Raw genomic sequence first — 17,066 nt, forward strand, 5'->3', positions numbered from 1 at the left:
GCTTAAACCCAGCTGTCGTCGTCGCCGCCGAAGTCGTCACCGCCAAAATCATCGCCGCTGAAGTCATTGTTGATATCTTCACTGGCGTAATAGTCGTTGGTGTCGTCTTGCTGCAGCCCGGCGTCCTGGTTCAGAAGCTGGCTGTCATCGGCTTGGTTGTAATCCTCCACCGCGTTAACCGCGCTGTTATCAGCCGGTTGCGCCGGTTCATTGATAATATTCACAATCTCTTCCGGCTGGTGATGGCTGAACATGCTGGTGAGCATGTTGCCAAGCACCACGCCGCCCGCCACGCCTGCCGCCGTTTGCAGCGCGCCCGCCATAAAGCCGCCGCCGCGCGGCGCGCTGTAGTTTTGCTGGGCGTAGCCCTGCGCAGGGGCATTGTTATAGCTGCCCGGCGCGGCGCCCTGGTAGTTTTGCGCGCCAGGTATAGGGTCTGCGCTGCGACCCGTCTGCGCCTGCTGTTGTTGTTCGCTCGCGCGGGAACCGCCGCCAAAGAGGCCCGCCAGGAAGCCGCCGCTGCTCTGCTGCTGTTTCGCGGCGTGCTGTAGCTGCGCGACCTGCGCCTCCAGCCCCTGAATACGACTGTTGAGCTCTTTAATCGCCGCTTCCTGAATAAGGATCGTCTGCGCCATGTAGTAGCCCGCCGCGGGCTGCTCGCGCAGGTGTTGTTCGATTAACTGCTGGGCTTGCGCGTCGCGCGGCGCGCTGTTGGCCTCAGCGGTTTTCAGTCTGGAAAAAAGTCCATCAATCAGACGTTGTTCTTCCGATTGCATGATTTACACCTCTGTCATTGAGTCATAAAACTAAGTCTGGAGAAAATTTGGCGGTTGTAAACAGCCTGATTCGTAAAGCTATTAAGAAATGTGTTACCGAAGGCTCGCCCGCAGGGGCTTGTGCCCGGCCATCTTTTTCAAGTAAGGTGGGCGCTCTCAAATGTGCCAGATAAGCTTTACAGCTGACGCCAGGTTTCAAATGAAATTAAATTGTAAATTCAGAGACTTGAAACATAGCTGTAACTTTTATTTTACGCCTGTCTTGCGTACTAGTTTAATGATATGATGACGCATCCGTCATCATCTTTACGCTTAATCTGTCCTGGCAACAGCGACTGAGGATAATCCATCCATGACCCAACCCATTTTCCTGGTCGGCGCCCGCGGTTGCGGCAAAACCACCATTGGGAAAGCTCTGGCGAAAGCCCTGGGGTACGCCTTTGTCGATACCGATCACTGGCTGCTGGAAAGCACGCGCATGACCGTCGCAGAAATTGTAGAAAGCGAAGGGTGGCCGGGATTCCGCGCGCGTGAAACGCAGGCGCTTAAGTCGGTCACCGCGCCTTCCACGCTCGTCGCGACCGGCGGCGGAATGGTCCTCGCGGCGGAAAACCGTCAGTTTATGCGCGAGAAAGGTGCGGTTATCTATCTCCAGGTGGAGCCGGAAGAGCTGGCGCGTCGTCTGGAGGCGTTTCCGGAAGAGGGGCAGCGTCCTACGCTCACCGGCAAACCGGTTTCGCAAGAGATAAGCGAAGTGCTCGCCGACCGTGAGCCGCTTTACCGTCAGGCCGCCCATCATGTGATTAACGCAGCCCGGTCCCCGGAGCAGGTTGTCGCGGCAATCCTCGCGGCATTGCGTCTGGCTCAGGCAAGCTAACCTGCGGGATTGTCTATACTTACTGCTTCTTCACCATAAAAAGGAAGCATTATGCCGACAAGACCCCCTTACCCCCGCGAATCGCGCATTGTTACCGTTGAAAAGGGCGGTACAGACAAAACCGTCACCTGGTACCAACTGCGCGCGGATCATCCGGAGCCGAACACGCTTATCAGCGAACACCCGACCGAGCAGGAAGCGCTGGACGCGCAGCGCCGCTATGAAGACCCGGATAAAACCTGACCGCCATGACAAGGGAAGTGGGTTGCATAAGCAACCCTGTCCCTGATTCTGAAAATCGTCCCCGCAGTGAATTATCACACCATTAATCCATTCGCTTCGTTAATAATCCGTTACTATTAAGTTATGCCTTGCGGTGAATGCAGCCAAAAGCCGGGAAGCGCATAAGAGGAAAACTGCTACGCTTTTTGATCTCACCTATCAATCCTGCCAGGTCAGGTAGCCTGCGTCGCAGCAAACTGTCGCAGCAAACTGGAGTTAAGAAAGGCGGAATAAGAATGAGTGCAACCTTGGCGATACTTACTGTCGGTGTGGTGCCGGTAAGTGCAGTTCTGCCGCTATTAACCGAACACATTTCTGAAGACCAGATAACGCACATCAGCCTGCTTGGGAAGATTACCCGCGAAGAGGTGATGGAAGATTACTCGCCTGACCCGGGCGATGAGGTCATGCTGACGCTGCTTAATGATAACCGCGCGGCGGAGGTTTCGCGCAATAAAGTGGAGAAGGCGCTGCAGGGCCTGGTCGAGGTGCTGGATAACCAGGGCTACGACGTTATTTTGCTGATGAGCACCTACCGCTTCAACTACCTCAAAGCACGCAATTCCATGCTGCTGGAGCCGGAGCGTATTATCCCGCCGCTGGTGGCTTCTATTGTCGACGGGCATCAGGTGGGGGTCATCATTCCGGTGCCGGAGTTGTTAAATGTGCAGGCGCAAAAGTGGCACACGCTGGAGAAAGCGCCGTTTTACGCGCTGGCGAACCCGGTATTTGGCACCGATGAAGAGCTGGTAAACGCCGGACGCGAACTTGTTGGCCGCGGCGCCGATGTGCTGGTGCTCGACTGCCTCGGCTTTTATCAAAAACACCGCGATCTACTGCAAAAAGCGCTGGATGTGCCGGTACTGCTATCAAACGTGCTGGTAGCCCGCCTGGCGGCGGAATTGCTGGTCTGAGAGGCGTTAACAATTTGCGTGACAGGCTGACGGCTTGCCCTCTATATTGTTTTTCCAACCATTTTTAAAAGGGCCAGGCCATGCTTCAGAGTAATGAGTACTTCTCCGGTAAAGTGAAATCCATCGGTTTTACCAGCAGTAGCACGGGCCGCGCCAGCGTAGGCGTGATGGAGCCGGGTGAATACACCTTCGGCACCGCGCAGCCGGAAGAGATGACGGTAATAAGCGGCGCGCTGCATGTTCTGCTGCCGGGCGAAACGGAATGGAAAACCTACGAAGCGGGTCAGCTGTTTAACGTGCCGGGCCACAGCGAGTTTCATCTGCAGGTGGCAGATACCACCACTTACCTCTGCCGCTACCTTTGATAGCCGAACCCTGTAAAAAAGCACCGTTAAACGGTGCTTTTTTCTTTGTGGCGCAACACGAGGATTAGCGCTGCGCTTCGCCGCCCAACCCTTCCACCAGGTTCTGGATAAGCGCCGACAGTTCGCCGGTCATTAGCGTGAAGTCGGCGTCAAAACGCGCCGCGACATCTTCCCGGTCAATATCTTCGTTCTGGTCGCGCAGCTCATCGGCGAATTTCAGCCGCTTAATTGAACCGTCGTCGGCCAGCACAAACTGAATGCGTTGCTGCCAGTCGAGCGCCAGTTTGGTGACCACTTTGCCCGTTTCGATATGCACCGCAATCTCGTCGCTTACCAGCTCCTGCTGTTTGCAGCGGATCACGCCGCCGCCTTCAAGAATCGCCTTTAGTTCGGCCTCATCCAGCAGTTGGAAGCCCTGCGCCGCGCTGCCGCTGCGCACCCATTCGGTCAGCGTCAGTTCGATGGGCGTCTCAAGCGTCAGCGGCACCACCGGCAGCGAACCCAGGCTCTTGCGCAGCAGCGCCAGCGTATCTTCCGCTTTTTTGGCGCTGGCGCAGTCCACCATAATGAGTCCGTTGACGGTATCTATCCACATCATGGTCTGGCTGAAGCGGCTGAAGGCGCGCGGCAGCAGCGAATGCAGCACTTCGTCTTTCAGCGAGTCTTTCTCGGTTTTTTTCAGCTTGCGGCCCTGGTCTGCCTCAAGCTTTGCGATTTTCGCTTCCAGCGCCTGCTTGATAACCGGCGCGGGCAACATTTTTTCTTCTTTGCGGGCGCAAATCACAATCTGTCCGTTGGCGGCGTGGGTTAATGCATCACTGTGCGAGCCCATGGGCGACACCCAGCCGGTTTTCGCCATATCCTGACTACCGCAAGGGGTAAAGGAAAGGGGCGCTAACTGTTTCTCCATCTCATCCGCGCGAAGGGAAACGTCGCGGTTTAAACGGTATACCATTACATTTTTGAACCACAGCATAATCTTTTCCACGGCCTGCTTATTAAACGCAGCGGGCATGATAGCGAATCGGGGGTTCCGTTTCATTGCCTTTCCGGGGCGCGCCTTCTACTCTCTTGATAATTCATCAGATATAAGGAGCAACACGTGCGTATTGGGATTGACTTAGGCGGTACCAAAACTGAAGTCATCGCGCTCAGCGACCAGGGCGAACAGCGTTTTCGCCACCGCCTGCCGACGCCGCGCAACGACTATCATCAGACCATTGAAACCATCGCCGAACTGGTGCGTCTGGCGGAAGAGGCGACCGGCGAGCGCGGCACGGTCGGCGTAGGGATCCCCGGCACGATTTCGCCTTATACCGGCGTGGTGAAAAACGCCAACTCCACCTGGCTGAACGGCCAGCCTTTCGATAAAGATCTCAGCGCCCGGCTGGGACGTGAAGTGCGCCTTGCGAACGACGCCAATTGCCTTGCCGTTTCCGAAGCGGTGGATGGCGCGGCGGCGGGCGCGCAGACGGTTTTCGCCGTGATTATTGGCACCGGCTGCGGGGCGGGCATCGCGCTTAATGCCCACAGCCATATTGGCGGCAACGGCAACGCGGGCGAATGGGGGCACAATCCGCTGCCGTGGATGGACGAAGATGAGCTGCGCTATCGCGAAGAAGTGCCGTGCTACTGCGGCAAACAGGGGTGTATCGAAACCTTTATCTCCGGCACGGGCTTTGCCACCGACTATCAGCGCCTGAGCGGACATGCATTAAAGGGCAACGAAATCATTCGCCTGGTAAGCGAGCAGGACGCGCTGGCGGAGCTGGCGCTCAGCCGCTACGAGCTGCGGCTGGCGAAGTCGCTGGCGCATATCGTGAATATTCTCGACCCGGACGTGATTGTGCTGGGCGGCGGCATGAGCAACGTCGACCGGCTCTATAAAACCGTGCCGCAGCTCATCAAGCCGTGGGTGTTTGGCGGCGAGTGCGAAACTCCCATTCGCAAGGCGCGACACGGCGACTCCAGCGGCGTGCGCGGCGCGGCGTGGCTCTGGCCGCTCGGTGAGTAAAAGCGAGGGCGCGTAAAGCGCCCTTTTTTACGCCACCGCAAACTCGCGCGCGAGCCGGCTGAAGCCCAGGCCGTTCACCTTTTTCACTTTGATTTGCACCGGGATGCGCTCTTTCATCGCTTCAACGTGGCTGATTACGCCAATGGTTTTGCCGCTGGCGTTCAGCGCGTCGAGGGCGTCCAGCGCGGTATCAAGCGTTTCGGCGTCCAGCGTGCCGAACCCTTCGTCAAGGAACAGCGAATCGATGCGCGTTTTATGGCTCACCAGATCCGAGAGCGCCAGCGCCAGCGCGAGGCTCACGAGGAAGCTTTCGCCGCCGGAAAGCGTGCGGGTGTCGCGCACCGCGTCGGCCTGCCAGGTATCGACCACCTCCAGCTCCAGCTCCTCGCTAAGCTTGCGCTTGAGCAAATAGCGCCCGTGCAGGCGCGTGAGCTGGTTATTGGCGAGCCAGACCAGGTTATCAAGCGTCAGCCCCTGAGCAAACTTGCGGAATTTGTCCCCTTTTTGCGAGCCAATCAGCAAATTGAGATGTCCCCACTCCGCCAGTGTGCGCGTCGCCTGCGCAATCTCCTGCATCAGCGTCTGCAACTGCGTGCGGTTATGCTCATCCTGGCGCAGCTGCTGGCGGATCTCGCCCTGGCGGCTGGCGTTGTCGCGAAGCATGCCGGCGACTGAGGCCAGCGCCTGCTGCAATGCTTCGCTGTTTTCTTGCTCGCTTAATTCTGCCGGACGTTGCGTAAGGTGCTGCGCCAGCTGGGCCTGCGCTTGCTCCAGCAGGGTTTGCTGTTGATGCAGCTGCCGCTCCAGCCGCGCTTTCACTCCTTCCAGCTCGCGAAGCGTCGCCTCGTCCAGCAGGGCGGCGGAAAAGGCGGCCTGCTCGCTGAAGGGGCTGGCCGCCAGCGCCGTTTCAAAATCGGCACGGGCCTGCTGACAGCGCGCCTGCTCCTGGCGCATCTGTTGATGCAGCGCCTGGCTGCGCGCCTCAAGCGAAAGGCAAAGCGTGTGGCTCTGCTGACCTTCGCTAAGCGCTGCCTGCCGCTGCGATTCCGGCAGCGGCGCCACCTCCTGCTCCTGCGGCAGGGCAGTCAACAGCGTTTCATAGTGCGCGCGTTTTTCGCGCAGCTGCGTCTGCTGCTCCTGCTGCTGCTGCCAGGTTTTCGCTTCCGCCTCGCGTTCGCTGAACCAGCGCGCCTCGTCGCCCGGCTGCGGCGGCGTCAGCGCCAGCTCGCTGAGCTGCCGATGCAGGCTTTCCTGCTGCGCCTGGCAGGCGGATTCTGTCTGCGTGAGCTGCTGCTGCGTTTGCTGGCGCTGGTTTTCCAGCAACTGATGCTGCTGGAGGCGATGAAGCTGCTGTTCATGCTGCGCCTGTTCCTCAAGCCAGGTGGCGATATCGTCCTGCGGCAGAAAGGCTATCTCCAGCGCCGCGCAGAGAGCATGCCACTGTGAGGTGAGCGCTTGCTCCTCTTGTGCAAGGCTTGCCGCTTCGCTTTCCAGTTGCTGCTTCTGCTTTAACAGACTTTCTTGCTGGCCGCGAAGGGTGGCGCCTTCTTTACCCAACTCATCTTTTTCCTGCTCAAGCAACGCCAGCCGCTGTTTATTGAGATCGGGCTTCAGCGCCTGGTAGTGTTCCACGGCCGGGTGTTCCGTCGCGCCGCAGAGCGGGCAGGGACTGCCGGGCTGCAGGCGGTTGCGCTCCTCCACAAGGCTTGCGATGGCGCTCTCCAGCTCGCAGACTTTTTTCGCCTGCGCCACCTCTTCCTGTTTGGCTTTGTAGCGCTGGCGCTTATCGGCAAGCTGTGTTTCCAGCTGTTGTAGCTCCTGCTCAAGCGCGGCCTGCCTTTGCGCCTGGCGGGTTTTGCGCTGCGCCAGCGGGGCGAACTGGGCGTGCAGGACGGAGAGCTTTTCCCGCGTGGCGCGCAGGCGGGTGCTGGCGGCGAGCTGTTCGGCAATCTCATCGGGGGAGAGCGTCAGGCTGACCGGAGCCAGCGCTGCGCGTTTTTGCTCAATCGCCGCGAGACTTTCGCGCAGCGTCTGCGCCTGCTGCTGGTCGCGCTTTTGCTGGCTGAAGGCGGCCCGCCAGCCCGCCAGCTCGCTGCTCCACTGGCGAAAGCGTTCATGTTCAGTAAGCCATGCGGCAAGCTGGCGCAGCCCGTCATCGCAGCGCGCAAGCTCGTCGGCGGCCACCTGGCGGATTTGTTGACGTCGGGTTCGGGCAGTTTGTAAGCGAACGCTTACTTCTTCGTACTGCCGTTGGGTTTCGGCGTGCGCCGCTTCCTGTTCCTGCAAGCGTTGCCAGTAAGGCCGCAGTTTTTCCGCGGGCAGAGCGGCTTCAAGCTTTGCAAGATCCGGCGCGGCAGCCTGTAACGCGCGCGCGGCGTTTTCCACACCGCTGCGGGCCGCCACCTGCGCCTGCTCAAGCTTCGCGGCGTGCGTGAGCCATTCGTACTGGCGCTGCGTCTGCTGCTGGCGAGACAGCAGCGCATTTTCTTCATCAGTAAGCGCCTGCAAACCTGAGCGCAACTGTTGTTGCTCTTCATCGCTCAGCAATTTCACTCCCTGGGCCTGCGCTTCCCGTTTTTCCAGCTCCGCTTTGGCGAGCTTATGCTGTTCAAACACGCGGGCGGAAACCTGACCATAAATCTCGGTGCCGGTCAGCTCTTCCAGCAGTTCGGCGCGGTCTTTGGCGTCGGCATTCAGAAAGGCGGCGAACTGCCCCTGGGAGAGCATCATCGAGCGGGTGAAACGGTCGTAGTCGAGGCCAGTCAGGGTGGCGATGCGATCGAGCTTGTCTTTTACTTTGTCGGCGAGGATTTTGCCCGAATCGCAGCGCGCCAGCTCCACGCGCGGCGCCTGGAGCTTGCCGTCCGGCTGGTTGCGGGCGCGGTACTGGCTCCAGAAAGCGCGGTAGGCCACCCCTTTTACTTCAAACTCCACCTCCGCCAGGCACTCGGCGGTATCGCGGGTCATCAGGTCGTTTTGCGTCTGTGAAATAGTGTTCAGGCGCGGCGTCTGGTGATAAAGCGCAAGGCAAATGGCATCCAGCAGCGTGGTTTTCCCCGCGCCGGTCGGGCCGGTGATGGCGAACAGGCCGTTGCTGGCGAAGGGTTCGGCGGTAAAGTCGATTTTCCATTCGCCCTTAAGCGAGTTGAGGTTTTTTAACCGCAGGCTGAGTATTTTCACGCCTCTTCCTCCTGATGCAGGCTTTCCAGCGTTTGCGCGAAGAGGGTGCGCAGCCGCCGCGCTTCCTCTTCTTCCAGCTGTTCCTGCTGCAAACGGCGCTCAAAAACCTCCTCAACGCCCAGCTCGCTCAGCGTTTCGGTTTGCAGCGTACCGAGGTTTTTCTCGCGCAGCTCGCGGCTGCGGCGCAGCAGCACCACTTCCACCGGCAGGTTTTCGGTGAGCTGGGTTATCTGGCGCTGCATGTCGTGCAGGAACTGTTCGGTAGCGATTTCAATATCAAGCCACACTTTCGGCCCGGCGGGCGCGTCGCGCCACTGGTTCAGCGCCTGGGCAATCTCCTCAAGCGTGCCTTTTACCACCGCGAGCGGCTGGCTTACCGGCACCGGCAGCGCGGTCACGTCGCGCAGCTTGCCCTGCGTGAACTCCACCAGAAAGACGCTTTTTTCTTTACCTGTTTCATCAAAGCTCAGGGCGATGGGCGAGCCGCTGTAGCGAATATGGTCGCTTGCCGCCACCTTCTGGGCGCGGTGAATGTGGCCGAGCGCGATGTAATCCGCCGCCGGGAAGAGGTGAGCGGGAAAAGCGTCCAGCGTGCCGATGTAGATATCGCGTACCGCGTCGCTTTTGGTCACGCCCACCGTGGTGAGGTGGCCGGTGGCGATGATGGGCAGCGCTTGTTCGCCGCGCAGGGCGCAGGCGGCGTTGTAGCACTGTTCGTAATGCTGCGTGATAGCCTCCAGCAACTGCTGCTGTTTTTCACTGCCGGACTGGCCGCCGCGGCTGCGCAGGATATCGCGCGGGCGCAGAAACGGAATAGGGCAGAGCACCGCGCCGGGCGCGCCGTCGCGACGGTTAAGGATAATCGCCTGGCTTGCCGGATCCTGCTGGGCGCTGGCGATAACGCGGGTGTTCAGGCAGGCGAGCAGCTCGCGGGATTCATTTAACGTCGCCACCGAGTCATGGTTGCCCGCCAGCACAATTAGCTGACACTGCGTGGCCTGCAGCTTCACCACGAAGCGGTTATAAAGCTCGCGCGCGTAGCTTGGCGGCGAGCCGGTGTCGAAAATATCCCCCGCCACGATGATGGCGTCTGCCTGATGTTCCACCGCGGCCTCCAGCAGCCAGTCGAGAAAGGCCTGATGCTCGGCGGCGCGGCTTTTGGTATAAAAATTCTGACCAAGATGCCAGTCGGAAGTGTGGAGGATGCGCATAGATTTCCCTGTGGCGAAAAAGCAAGAGGGTGATTATAAACAAGCAGGCGGGCTGGTGTCCTGAACGGCTTGCCGGACGGGTGTCATAAATGCCGCTGAGGGAGTCATCAGACGGTCATCTTTTCATAAATCTGTCATAAATCTGACGCATAATGGCGCCGCATTGGATAATGTTGACTTTATATTACAGGGCTAATTATGGCGAGACGTATTCTGGTCGTAGAAGATGAAGCACCGATTCGTGAAATGGTCTGTTTTGTGCTCGAGCAAAACGGCTTCCAGCCCGTTGAAGCTGAAGATTATGACAGTGCGGTAAACCAGCTCAACGAACCCTGGCCCGATCTGGTCCTGCTCGACTGGATGCTGCCCGGCGGTTCGGGCATTCAGTTTATTAAGCACCTCAAGCGCGAAGCGATGACCCGCGATATCCCGGTGATGATGCTGACCGCGCGCGGTGAAGAAGAGGACCGCGTACGCGGGCTGGAGACCGGCGCGGACGATTACATCACCAAGCCGTTCTCGCCAAAAGAGCTGGTGGCGCGCATCAAAGCCGTTATGCGCCGCATCTCGCCTATGGCGGTGGAAGAGGTTATCGAGATGCAGGGCCTGAGCCTGGACCCGACCTCTCACCGCGTCATGACCGGCGAAAATCCGCTGGACATGGGGCCGACCGAATTTAAGCTTTTACACTTCTTTATGACGCACCCGGAGCGTGTTTACAGCCGTGAGCAACTGCTGAACCATGTCTGGGGTACCAATGTGTATGTCGAAGATCGTACGGTGGATGTGCATATCCGCCGCCTGCGCAAGGCGCTGGAGCACAGCGGGCATGACAGAATGGTGCAGACGGTGCGCGGTACGGGGTATCGTTTCTCAACCCGTTTTTAACTCATAACCTGGAGTGTGACCGTGCTCGAACGGCTGTCATGGAAAAGGCTGGCTCTGGAGCTGGTGTTGTGTTGTCTCCCGGCGCTGATCCTCGGGGCGTTTTTCGGCTATCTGGCTTGGTTTTTACTGGCGGCGGTGACCGGGCTGCTTATCTGGCATTACTGGAACCTGCTGCGTCTCTCCTGGTGGTTATGGGTCGATCGCAGCATGACGCCGCCGCCGGGAAGAGGAAGCTGGGAGCCGCTGCTGTACGGGCTGCACCAGATGCAGTTGCGCAATAAAAAGCGCCGCCGGGAGCTTGGCAATCTTATCAAGCGCTTTCGCAGCGGCGCCGAATCGCTGCCCGATGCGGTGATCCTGACCACTGAAGAGGGCACTATCTTCTGGTGCAACGGTCTGGCGCAGCAGCTCCTTAACCTGCGCTGGCCGGACGACAACGGCCAGAATATCCTCAACCTGCTGCGCTACCCGGAGTTCACCCGCTACCTGCGCGAAAAAAACTTCACCCGCCCGCTTAATCTGGTGCTGAACAACGGCCGTCATCTTGAGTTTCGCGTTATGCCCTACAGCGAACAGCAGTGGCTGATGGTGGCGCGCGACGTGACGCAGATGCACCAGCTCGAAGGCGCGCGGCGTAACTTCTTCGCTAACGTCAGCCATGAATTGCGTACGCCGTTGACGGTATTGCAGGGCTACCTGGAGATGATGCAGGAGCAGACGCTGGAAGGGCCGCTGCGGGACAAAGCGCTGCATACCATGCGCGAGCAAACGTCCCGTATGGAAGGGCTGGTGAAACAGCTGCTGACGCTGTCGAAAATTGAAGCGTCGCCCGCGCTGCAGTTGAATGAAAAAGTCGACGTGCCGATGATGCTGCGCGTGGTGGAGCGCGAGGCGGCAACCCTCAGCCAGCAGCGCCATACGCTGACTTTTGATGTTGACGCCACGCTTAAGGTGCTGGGCAATGAAGAACAGCTGCGCAGCGCGATGTCTAACCTGGTCTATAACGCCGTGAACCATACGCCGGAAGGCACGCATATTACCGTGCGCTGGCAGCGTGCGCCGCACGGCGCGCTGTTTAGCGTGGAGGATGACGGGCCGGGCATTGCGGCGGAGCATATTCCGCGTCTGACGGAGCGTTTCTACCGCGTGGATAAGGCCCGTTCACGCCAGACGGGCGGCAGCGGCCTTGGGCTTGCGATAGTCAAGCACGCCATCAGCCACCACGACGCGCGGCTTGAAATCGACAGCGCGCCCGGCAAAGGCGCCCGTTTTTCCTTTCTGTTGCCCGAACGGCTGATTGCCAAAGAGAAAGCGCTCGCCGAGTAATTCCCTTCATGGTGTAAACGCTGCTTGCCAAAGGCCAGTCTGACTGGCCTTTTTTTCTTCTATTACGTTTTCTTATGCCGCACTTACTCTGTTGATTATTTTTTGTTCGCACGAAAAGGTGGTGCTATTTTTATATCTTAGCGTTTCCCACTATGTCTGATGGTCCATGCAGAATAATAGTCTGGTTTTGCGATCCCGTATTGCCTTCAAACGTTATAAGCGTTTAAATTGCGCCCCTGCCGTTGGCAGACCGACTGAATTTGCGTGGTTAATCGAAAAACAATTCTTCGCCAACGCAATCGGGAAGCATATCCCGCTGTCTTTTGTCTGAAATGGCCGCGTTTCGTCATGCGGCGAACGTAATAATTTCAACGATTTCAACACCACATCCACAGGCAGTAAATCTTATGACCCACAAGTTAACAACGCGCGACATTATCGCACTGGGCTTTATGACCTTTGCGTTATTCGTTGGCGCGGGCAATATCATTTTCCCTCCCATGGTGGGGTTGCAGGCGGGTGAACACGTCTGGACCGCCGCGCTGGGCTTTTTGATTACCGCAGTGGGCCTGCCGGTGCTGACCGTGGTGGCACTCGCCCGCGTAGGCGGCGGCATCGATAGCCTCAGTACCCCGATTGGCCGCGGCGCAGGCATTCTGCTCGCCACCGTCGCCTATCTGGCCGTCGGCCCGCTGTTCGCCACGCCGCGCACCGCCACCGTCTCTTTTGAAGTGGGCATCGCCCCGCTGACTGGCGACGGCGCGCTGCCGCTGTTCATCTACAGCCTTATCTACTTCGCGCTGGTCATCCTGGTGTCCCTCTACCCGGGCAAGCTCCTCGATACCGTCGGCAACTTCCTTGCGCCGCTTAAAATTGTGGCGCTGATTGTGCTGGCCGTGGCCGCGATTATCTGGCCGGCGGGCGATATCAGCGTGGCGACCGACGCTTATCAGAAAGCGGCGTTCTCCAACGGCTTTGTGAATGGCTATCTGACCATGGATACGCTGGGCGCGATGGTGTTCGGCATTGTTATTGTCAATGCCGCTCGCTCGCGCGGCGTTAACGAGTCTCGCCTGCTGACGCGTTACACCATCTGGGCGGGCCTGATGGCGGGCATCGGCCTGACGCTGCTCTACCTGGCGCTGTTCCGTCTGGGCTCCGACAGCTCTGCGCTGGTGGAGCAGTCTGCGAACGGCGCGGCTATCCTGCACGCTTATGTTCAGCACACCTTCGGCGGGGCGGGCAGCTTCTTGCTGGCGGCGCTGATTTTCATCGCCTGCATGGTGACAGCGGTGGGTCTGACCTGCGCTTGCGCGGAGTTCTTCGCCCAGTATCTGCCGCTCTCTTACCGCACGCTGGTCTTTATTCTGGGCGGTTTCTCCATGGTGGTCTCGAACCTGGGCCTGAGCCATTTGATTCAGATCTCCATTCCGGTGCTGACGGCTATTTATCCGCCGTGCATCGTGCTGGTGGTGCTGAGCTTCACCCGCCCGTGGTGGCACCGCTCCGCCCGCGTTATCGCCCCGGCGATGCTCATCAGCCTGCTGTTTGGTTTAATTGATGGCGTGAAAGCGTCGGCGTTGAGCGGTATACTCCCCGGCTGGACCGCACACCTGCCGCTGGGCGACCAGAATCTGGCGTGGCTGCTGCCGACCGTCGCGATGGTTATCATCACGGCAGTCTGGGACCGCGCAGCCGGACGGCAGGTTACCTCCGCCGCCCACTAAATCGATGGGTTAATGTTTAACCACGGGGTCCCGCCCCGTGGTTTTTTATTTTGTTAAGTGGTATTGGAACGATGGAAAACAACAAGCTCAAACGCGGGTTGAGCACCAGACATATCCGTTTTATGGCGCTCGGCTCCGCTATCGGCACCGGGCTTTTTTATGGCTCTGCGGACGCCATTAAAATGGCCGGGCCGAGCGTGCTGCTGGCCTATATTATCGGCGGCGTGGCGGCCTATATCATCATGCGCGCGCTTGGCGAAATGTCGGTCCATAACCCGGCGGCCAGCTCCTTCTCTCGCTATGCCCAGGAGAACCTCGGGCCGCTGGCGGGCTATATCACCGGCTGGACCTACTGCTTTGAGATTTTGATTGTCGCCATCGCCGACGTGACCGCCTTCGGCATCTATATGGGTGTCTGGTTCCCCACCGTGCCGCACTGGGTTTGGGTGTTGAGCGTGGTGCTGATTATCTGCGCCATCAACCTGATGAGCGTGAAGGTGTTCGGCGAGATGGAGTTCTGGTTCTCGTTCTTCAAAGTCGCCACCATTATCATCATGATTCTGGCAGGTTTTGGCATCATCATCTGGGGGATCGGCAACGGCGGCCAGCCGACCGGCATTCATAACCTCTGGAGCAACGGCGGCTTCTTCGCCAACGGCTGGATTGGCACCGTAATGGCGCTGCAGATGGTGATGTTCGCTTACGGCGGCATTGAAATTATCGGCATCACCGCCGGCGAAGCGAAAGACCCGGCAACCTCTATTCCGCGAGCCATTAACTCTGTACCGCTGCGTATTCTGGTGTTCTACGTCGGCACGCTGTTTGTGATTATGTCTATCTACCCGTGGAACGAGGTGGGCACCAACGGCAGCCCGTTCGTGCTGACCTTCCAGCATATGGGCATTACCTTCGCGGCGGGCATCCTGAACTTTGTGGTGTTGACCGCTTCGCTTTCCGCTATCAACAGCGACGTGTTCGGCGTGGGCCGCATGCTGCACGGCATGGCGGAACAGGGCAGCGCGCCGAAAGCGTTCGCCAAAACCTCCCGCAACGGCATTCCTTGGGTAACGGTGGTGGTGATGTGCCTGGCGATGCTGCTGGCGGTCTACCTCAACTACGTAATGCCGGAGAATGTCTTCCTGGTTATCGCCTCGCTTGCCACCTTCGCCACCGTCTGGGTGTGGATCATGATCCTGCTGTCGCAGGTGGCGTTCCGCCGTCGGCTGTCGAAAGAAGAGGTTAAGGCGCTGAAGTTCAAAGTGCCGGGCGGCGTGGCGACGACTATCGTCGGCTTGGTGTTCCTCGCCTTTATCATCGCGCTGATAGGCTACCACCCCGACACCCGCATTTCGCTCTATGTGGGCTTCGCCTGGATAGCCTTGCTGCTGGTGGGTTGGGCGTTTAAACGCCGCCGCGCCGCGCGACTGCCTGCCTGATACCGCTCTCCTCCATCCCCGCCGCCTGGCGGGGATGTTGTTTTGGCTCTACGCTTCGAAAGTTGGCTCCGCCTCCCGTCTCCTCCGGCAAAATCACTGCCGGTGAGGAGTGCTTTGCGAAGCGGGTGTGGCATGGTGAGCGCATTTTCTGACATGGGGAGCAGTAGAATGTTGAAAGCCTGGCACCTGCCGGTTGCGCCATTCCTTCAGGAGCGTAAAGCGCGGCTGTATATCACCCTTTGGCTGGCGGGCGACGACCTGCCGGAAAAGGTCATGATGCGTTATGAAAGAGACAACGAAGAGACCGCGGTTGAGATGAAACGTCAACGCGCTTCTCCTGCGAAAGGGGTGAGCGCCTGGCGCGCCGCCATCGACCTGAGCGAGGGGCAGCCGCGTCGCCGCTACGCTTTTAAGCTGCTCTGGAAAGCGAGGCAGCGCTGGTTTTCGCCGCTGGGCTTTAGCGCTTATCCGCCCGCAAGGCTTGAGATGTTCGCCGTCGACAGGCCGGACGACGGGCCGCACTGGGTGCAGGATCAAATCTTTTACCAAATTTTCCCGGACCGTTTCGCCCGCAGCGAACCGCGCAAGCCAGGTCAGGACAATGTCTATTATTACCACGCGGCAAAACGGGATATTACGCTGCGCGACTGGGATGACCCGGTCACTCAGGAAGAGGGCGGCTCTACCTTTTACGGCGGCGACCTTGATGGCATCAGCGAAAAGCTGCCCTACCTGAAAAAGCTCGGCGTCACCGCGCTTTACCTCAACCCCATCTTCAGCGCGCCGAGCGTACATAAGTACGATACCCATGACTATCGCCACGTTGACCCGCAGTTTGGCGGCGACGAAGCGCTGCTGCGCCTGCGCAAAAATACCCTTGAAGCAGGCATGAAGCTGATTCTCGACGGCGTCTTCAACCACAGCGGCGAAACGCACCCGTGGTTTGACCGCCATAAAACGCACGCAAAAGGCGCCAGCCATAATCCGCAGTCGCCCTGGCGCGACTGGTACAGCTTCTCGCCGGAGGGCCAGGCGCTCGACTGGCTGGGTTTCTCAAGCCTGCCCAAGCTCGACTTCCGCTCCGCAGGGCTGGTGGACGAAATTTACGAAGGCGAGAACAGCATCGTGAAGCACTGGCTAAGCGAGCCGTGGCGCATGGATGGCTGGCGGCTGGACGTGGCGCATATGATTGGCGAAGAAGGCGGGGCGAAAAACAATCTTATCCATGTGGCGGGCATTTCCCAGGCGGCGAAAGCCGTTAATTCGCAAGCTTATATCGTGGGCGAGCACTTCGGCGATGCCCGCCAGTGGCTGCAAAATGATGCCGAAGACGCGGCGATGAACTACCGGGGCTTCTCTATTCCGGTGTGGAGTTTCCTGGCGTGCGTAGATAACTCAGATGAGCCGCAGCAGCTCGACGCCGCCGACTGCGTCGCCTGGATGAACCAGTACCGCGCCGGGCTTTCTCACCAGCAGCAGTTGCGCATGTTTAATCAGCTCGACAGCCATGATACGCCGCGTTTTAAAACGCGGCTGGGAGAGTATGTCACGCGTTTGCCGCTTGGCGTGGTGTGGCTGTTCGCCTGGCCGGGGGTGCCGTGCATTTATTATGGCGACGAAATAGGGCTGGATGGCGGCCACGATCCTTTCTGCCGCAAGCCTTTCCCGTGGGATAAAAAGCAGCAGGACGGCGAACTGCTGGCGCTTTATCAGCGCATGGCGACACTGCGCCGCCGCAGCCAGGCCCTGCGCGCCGGAGGCTGCCAGGTGCTCTATGCCGAAGGGGATGTCATCGTCTTTGTCCGCGTTTATCAGCGCGAACGGGTGCTGGTGGCGATAAACCGCGGCGAGGCTTGCGAGGTGACGCTTTTTGACGAGCCGCTGCTGGCGGGTTGTGAATGGCAACGTCTGGAAGGAGCGGGGGAAATAGCCGGGCTGTCTTTACGGCTTGCAGCAAACACGGCGGCGGTGTTGCGCTCCGACTACTAGCCTTAGGGGGAAAGCGGTAAAGGAATACCGCTTTTTGCTCAGATATGGGAAAGTAGCCGCACTTTCGCCGCAGGGTCTGAA

At 59.1% G+C, this 17,066-nt stretch carries 14 protein-coding genes; 10 read left to right on the top strand and 4 right to left on the bottom strand.

From position 1 onward, the window contains the following. Nucleotides 1–2: 2 nt before the first annotated feature. On the bottom strand, nucleotides 3–776 hold the full coding sequence (locus IEX01_RS00845; protein ID WP_188723111.1) for a DUF2076 domain-containing protein: 774 nt from the start codon (nucleotides 774–776) through the stop codon (nucleotides 3–5). A 352-nt stretch (nucleotides 777–1,128) separates the two neighbouring features. Between IEX01_RS00845 and aroL the strand changes: the two genes are divergently transcribed. The 4 genes from aroL (at nucleotide 1,129) to ppnP (ending at nucleotide 3,214) form a co-directional block, all read left to right on the top strand. Further along, complete coding sequence (gene aroL, locus IEX01_RS00850; protein ID WP_024555689.1) at nucleotides 1,129–1,653, top strand: shikimate kinase AroL; 525 nt, start codon at nucleotides 1,129–1,131, stop codon at nucleotides 1,651–1,653. A gap of 51 nt (nucleotides 1,654–1,704) precedes the next feature. Beyond that, nucleotides 1,705–1,896, top strand: a complete 192-nt coding sequence (locus IEX01_RS00855; protein ID WP_024555690.1) for a YaiA family protein — start codon at nucleotides 1,705–1,707, stop codon at nucleotides 1,894–1,896. Between the two features lie 275 nt (nucleotides 1,897–2,171). Next, nucleotides 2,172–2,849: an AroM family protein gene (locus IEX01_RS00860; RefSeq protein WP_024555691.1), complete on the top strand. Its 678-nt coding sequence runs from the start codon at nucleotides 2,172–2,174 to the stop codon at nucleotides 2,847–2,849. A gap of 80 nt (nucleotides 2,850–2,929) precedes the next feature. Continuing rightward, complete coding sequence (gene ppnP, locus IEX01_RS00865) at nucleotides 2,930–3,214, top strand: pyrimidine/purine nucleoside phosphorylase (protein ID WP_024555692.1); 285 nt, start codon at nucleotides 2,930–2,932, stop codon at nucleotides 3,212–3,214. A 64-nt stretch (nucleotides 3,215–3,278) separates the two neighbouring features. On the opposite strand, the gene rdgC is transcribed toward ppnP, so the two are convergent. Beyond that, nucleotides 3,279–4,190, bottom strand: coding sequence for a recombination-associated protein RdgC (gene rdgC, locus IEX01_RS00870; RefSeq protein ID WP_125454194.1), 912 nt, complete (start codon nucleotides 4,188–4,190; stop codon nucleotides 3,279–3,281). Between the two features lie 126 nt (nucleotides 4,191–4,316). On the opposite strand from rdgC, the gene mak reads away from it, so the two are divergent. Further along, nucleotides 4,317–5,228, top strand: a complete 912-nt coding sequence (gene mak, locus IEX01_RS00875; protein ID WP_028019858.1) for a fructokinase — start codon at nucleotides 4,317–4,319, stop codon at nucleotides 5,226–5,228. Nucleotides 5,229–5,255: 27 nt separating this feature from the next. Here the strand turns inward: mak and sbcC are convergent, their stop codons facing one another. Together sbcC and sbcD are read right to left on the bottom strand one after the other, a co-directional pair. Next, a complete protein-coding gene (sbcC, locus tag IEX01_RS00880) occupies nucleotides 5,256–8,408 on the bottom strand; it encodes an exonuclease subunit SbcC (RefSeq protein WP_188723112.1) in 3,153 nt (1,050 codons plus the stop codon). Then, nucleotides 8,405–9,619 (bottom strand): exonuclease subunit SbcD, encoded by a 1,215-nt coding sequence (gene sbcD / locus IEX01_RS00885; RefSeq protein WP_024559369.1) that lies wholly within the window; start codon nucleotides 9,617–9,619, stop codon nucleotides 8,405–8,407. The genes sbcC and sbcD overlap by 4 nt, the downstream gene beginning before the upstream one ends. A gap of 198 nt (nucleotides 9,620–9,817) precedes the next feature. Here sbcD and phoB point away from each other — a divergent pair, with 198 nt between their 5' ends. From phoB to malZ, 5 genes are all read left to right on the top strand, one after another. After that, nucleotides 9,818–10,507, top strand: coding sequence for a phosphate response regulator transcription factor PhoB (gene phoB, locus IEX01_RS00890; RefSeq protein WP_024553010.1), 690 nt, complete (start codon nucleotides 9,818–9,820; stop codon nucleotides 10,505–10,507). A gap of 21 nt (nucleotides 10,508–10,528) precedes the next feature. Next, on the top strand, nucleotides 10,529–11,833 hold the full coding sequence (gene phoR / locus IEX01_RS00895; protein WP_024559370.1) for a phosphate regulon sensor histidine kinase PhoR: 1,305 nt from the start codon (nucleotides 10,529–10,531) through the stop codon (nucleotides 11,831–11,833). 407 nt (nucleotides 11,834–12,240) lie between these two features. Beyond that, nucleotides 12,241–13,560: a branched-chain amino acid transporter carrier protein BrnQ gene (gene brnQ, locus IEX01_RS00900; protein ID WP_024559371.1), complete on the top strand. Its 1,320-nt coding sequence runs from the start codon at nucleotides 12,241–12,243 to the stop codon at nucleotides 13,558–13,560. Nucleotides 13,561–13,631: 71 nt separating this feature from the next. Next, a complete protein-coding gene (proY, locus tag IEX01_RS00905; protein WP_024560701.1) occupies nucleotides 13,632–14,996 on the top strand; it encodes a proline-specific permease ProY in 1,365 nt (454 codons plus the stop codon). Nucleotides 14,997–15,164: 168 nt separating this feature from the next. Beyond that, on the top strand, nucleotides 15,165–16,985 hold the full coding sequence (malZ, locus tag IEX01_RS00910; RefSeq protein WP_188723113.1) for a maltodextrin glucosidase: 1,821 nt from the start codon (nucleotides 15,165–15,167) through the stop codon (nucleotides 16,983–16,985). Nucleotides 16,986–17,066 lie beyond the last annotated feature (81 nt).

The sequence above is a fragment of the Franconibacter daqui genome (genome assembly GCF_014644275.1).
GTDB classification, from domain to species: Bacteria; Pseudomonadota; Gammaproteobacteria; order Enterobacterales; family Enterobacteriaceae; genus Franconibacter; species Franconibacter pulveris.

Coding starts and splice junctions, on each gene's coding strand:
- IEX01_RS00845 (WP_188723111.1), bottom strand. CDS start 776: ATGCAATCGGAAGAACAACGTCTGATTGATGGACTTTTTTCCAGACTG.
- aroL (WP_024555689.1), top strand. CDS start 1,129: ATGACCCAACCCATTTTCCTGGTCGGCGCCCGCGGTTGCGGCAAAACC.
- IEX01_RS00855 (WP_024555690.1), top strand. CDS start 1,705: ATGCCGACAAGACCCCCTTACCCCCGCGAATCGCGCATTGTTACCGTT.
- IEX01_RS00860 (WP_024555691.1), top strand. CDS start 2,172: ATGAGTGCAACCTTGGCGATACTTACTGTCGGTGTGGTGCCGGTAAGT.
- ppnP (WP_024555692.1), top strand. CDS start 2,930: ATGCTTCAGAGTAATGAGTACTTCTCCGGTAAAGTGAAATCCATCGGT.
- rdgC (WP_125454194.1), bottom strand. CDS start 4,190: ATGCTGTGGTTCAAAAATGTAATGGTATACCGTTTAAACCGCGACGTT.
- sbcD (WP_024559369.1), bottom strand. CDS start 9,619: ATGCGCATCCTCCACACTTCCGACTGGCATCTTGGTCAGAATTTTTAT.
- phoB (WP_024553010.1), top strand. CDS start 9,818: ATGGCGAGACGTATTCTGGTCGTAGAAGATGAAGCACCGATTCGTGAA.
- brnQ (WP_024559371.1), top strand. CDS start 12,241: ATGACCCACAAGTTAACAACGCGCGACATTATCGCACTGGGCTTTATG.
- proY (WP_024560701.1), top strand. CDS start 13,632: ATGGAAAACAACAAGCTCAAACGCGGGTTGAGCACCAGACATATCCGT.
- malZ (WP_188723113.1), top strand. CDS start 15,165: ATGTTGAAAGCCTGGCACCTGCCGGTTGCGCCATTCCTTCAGGAGCGT.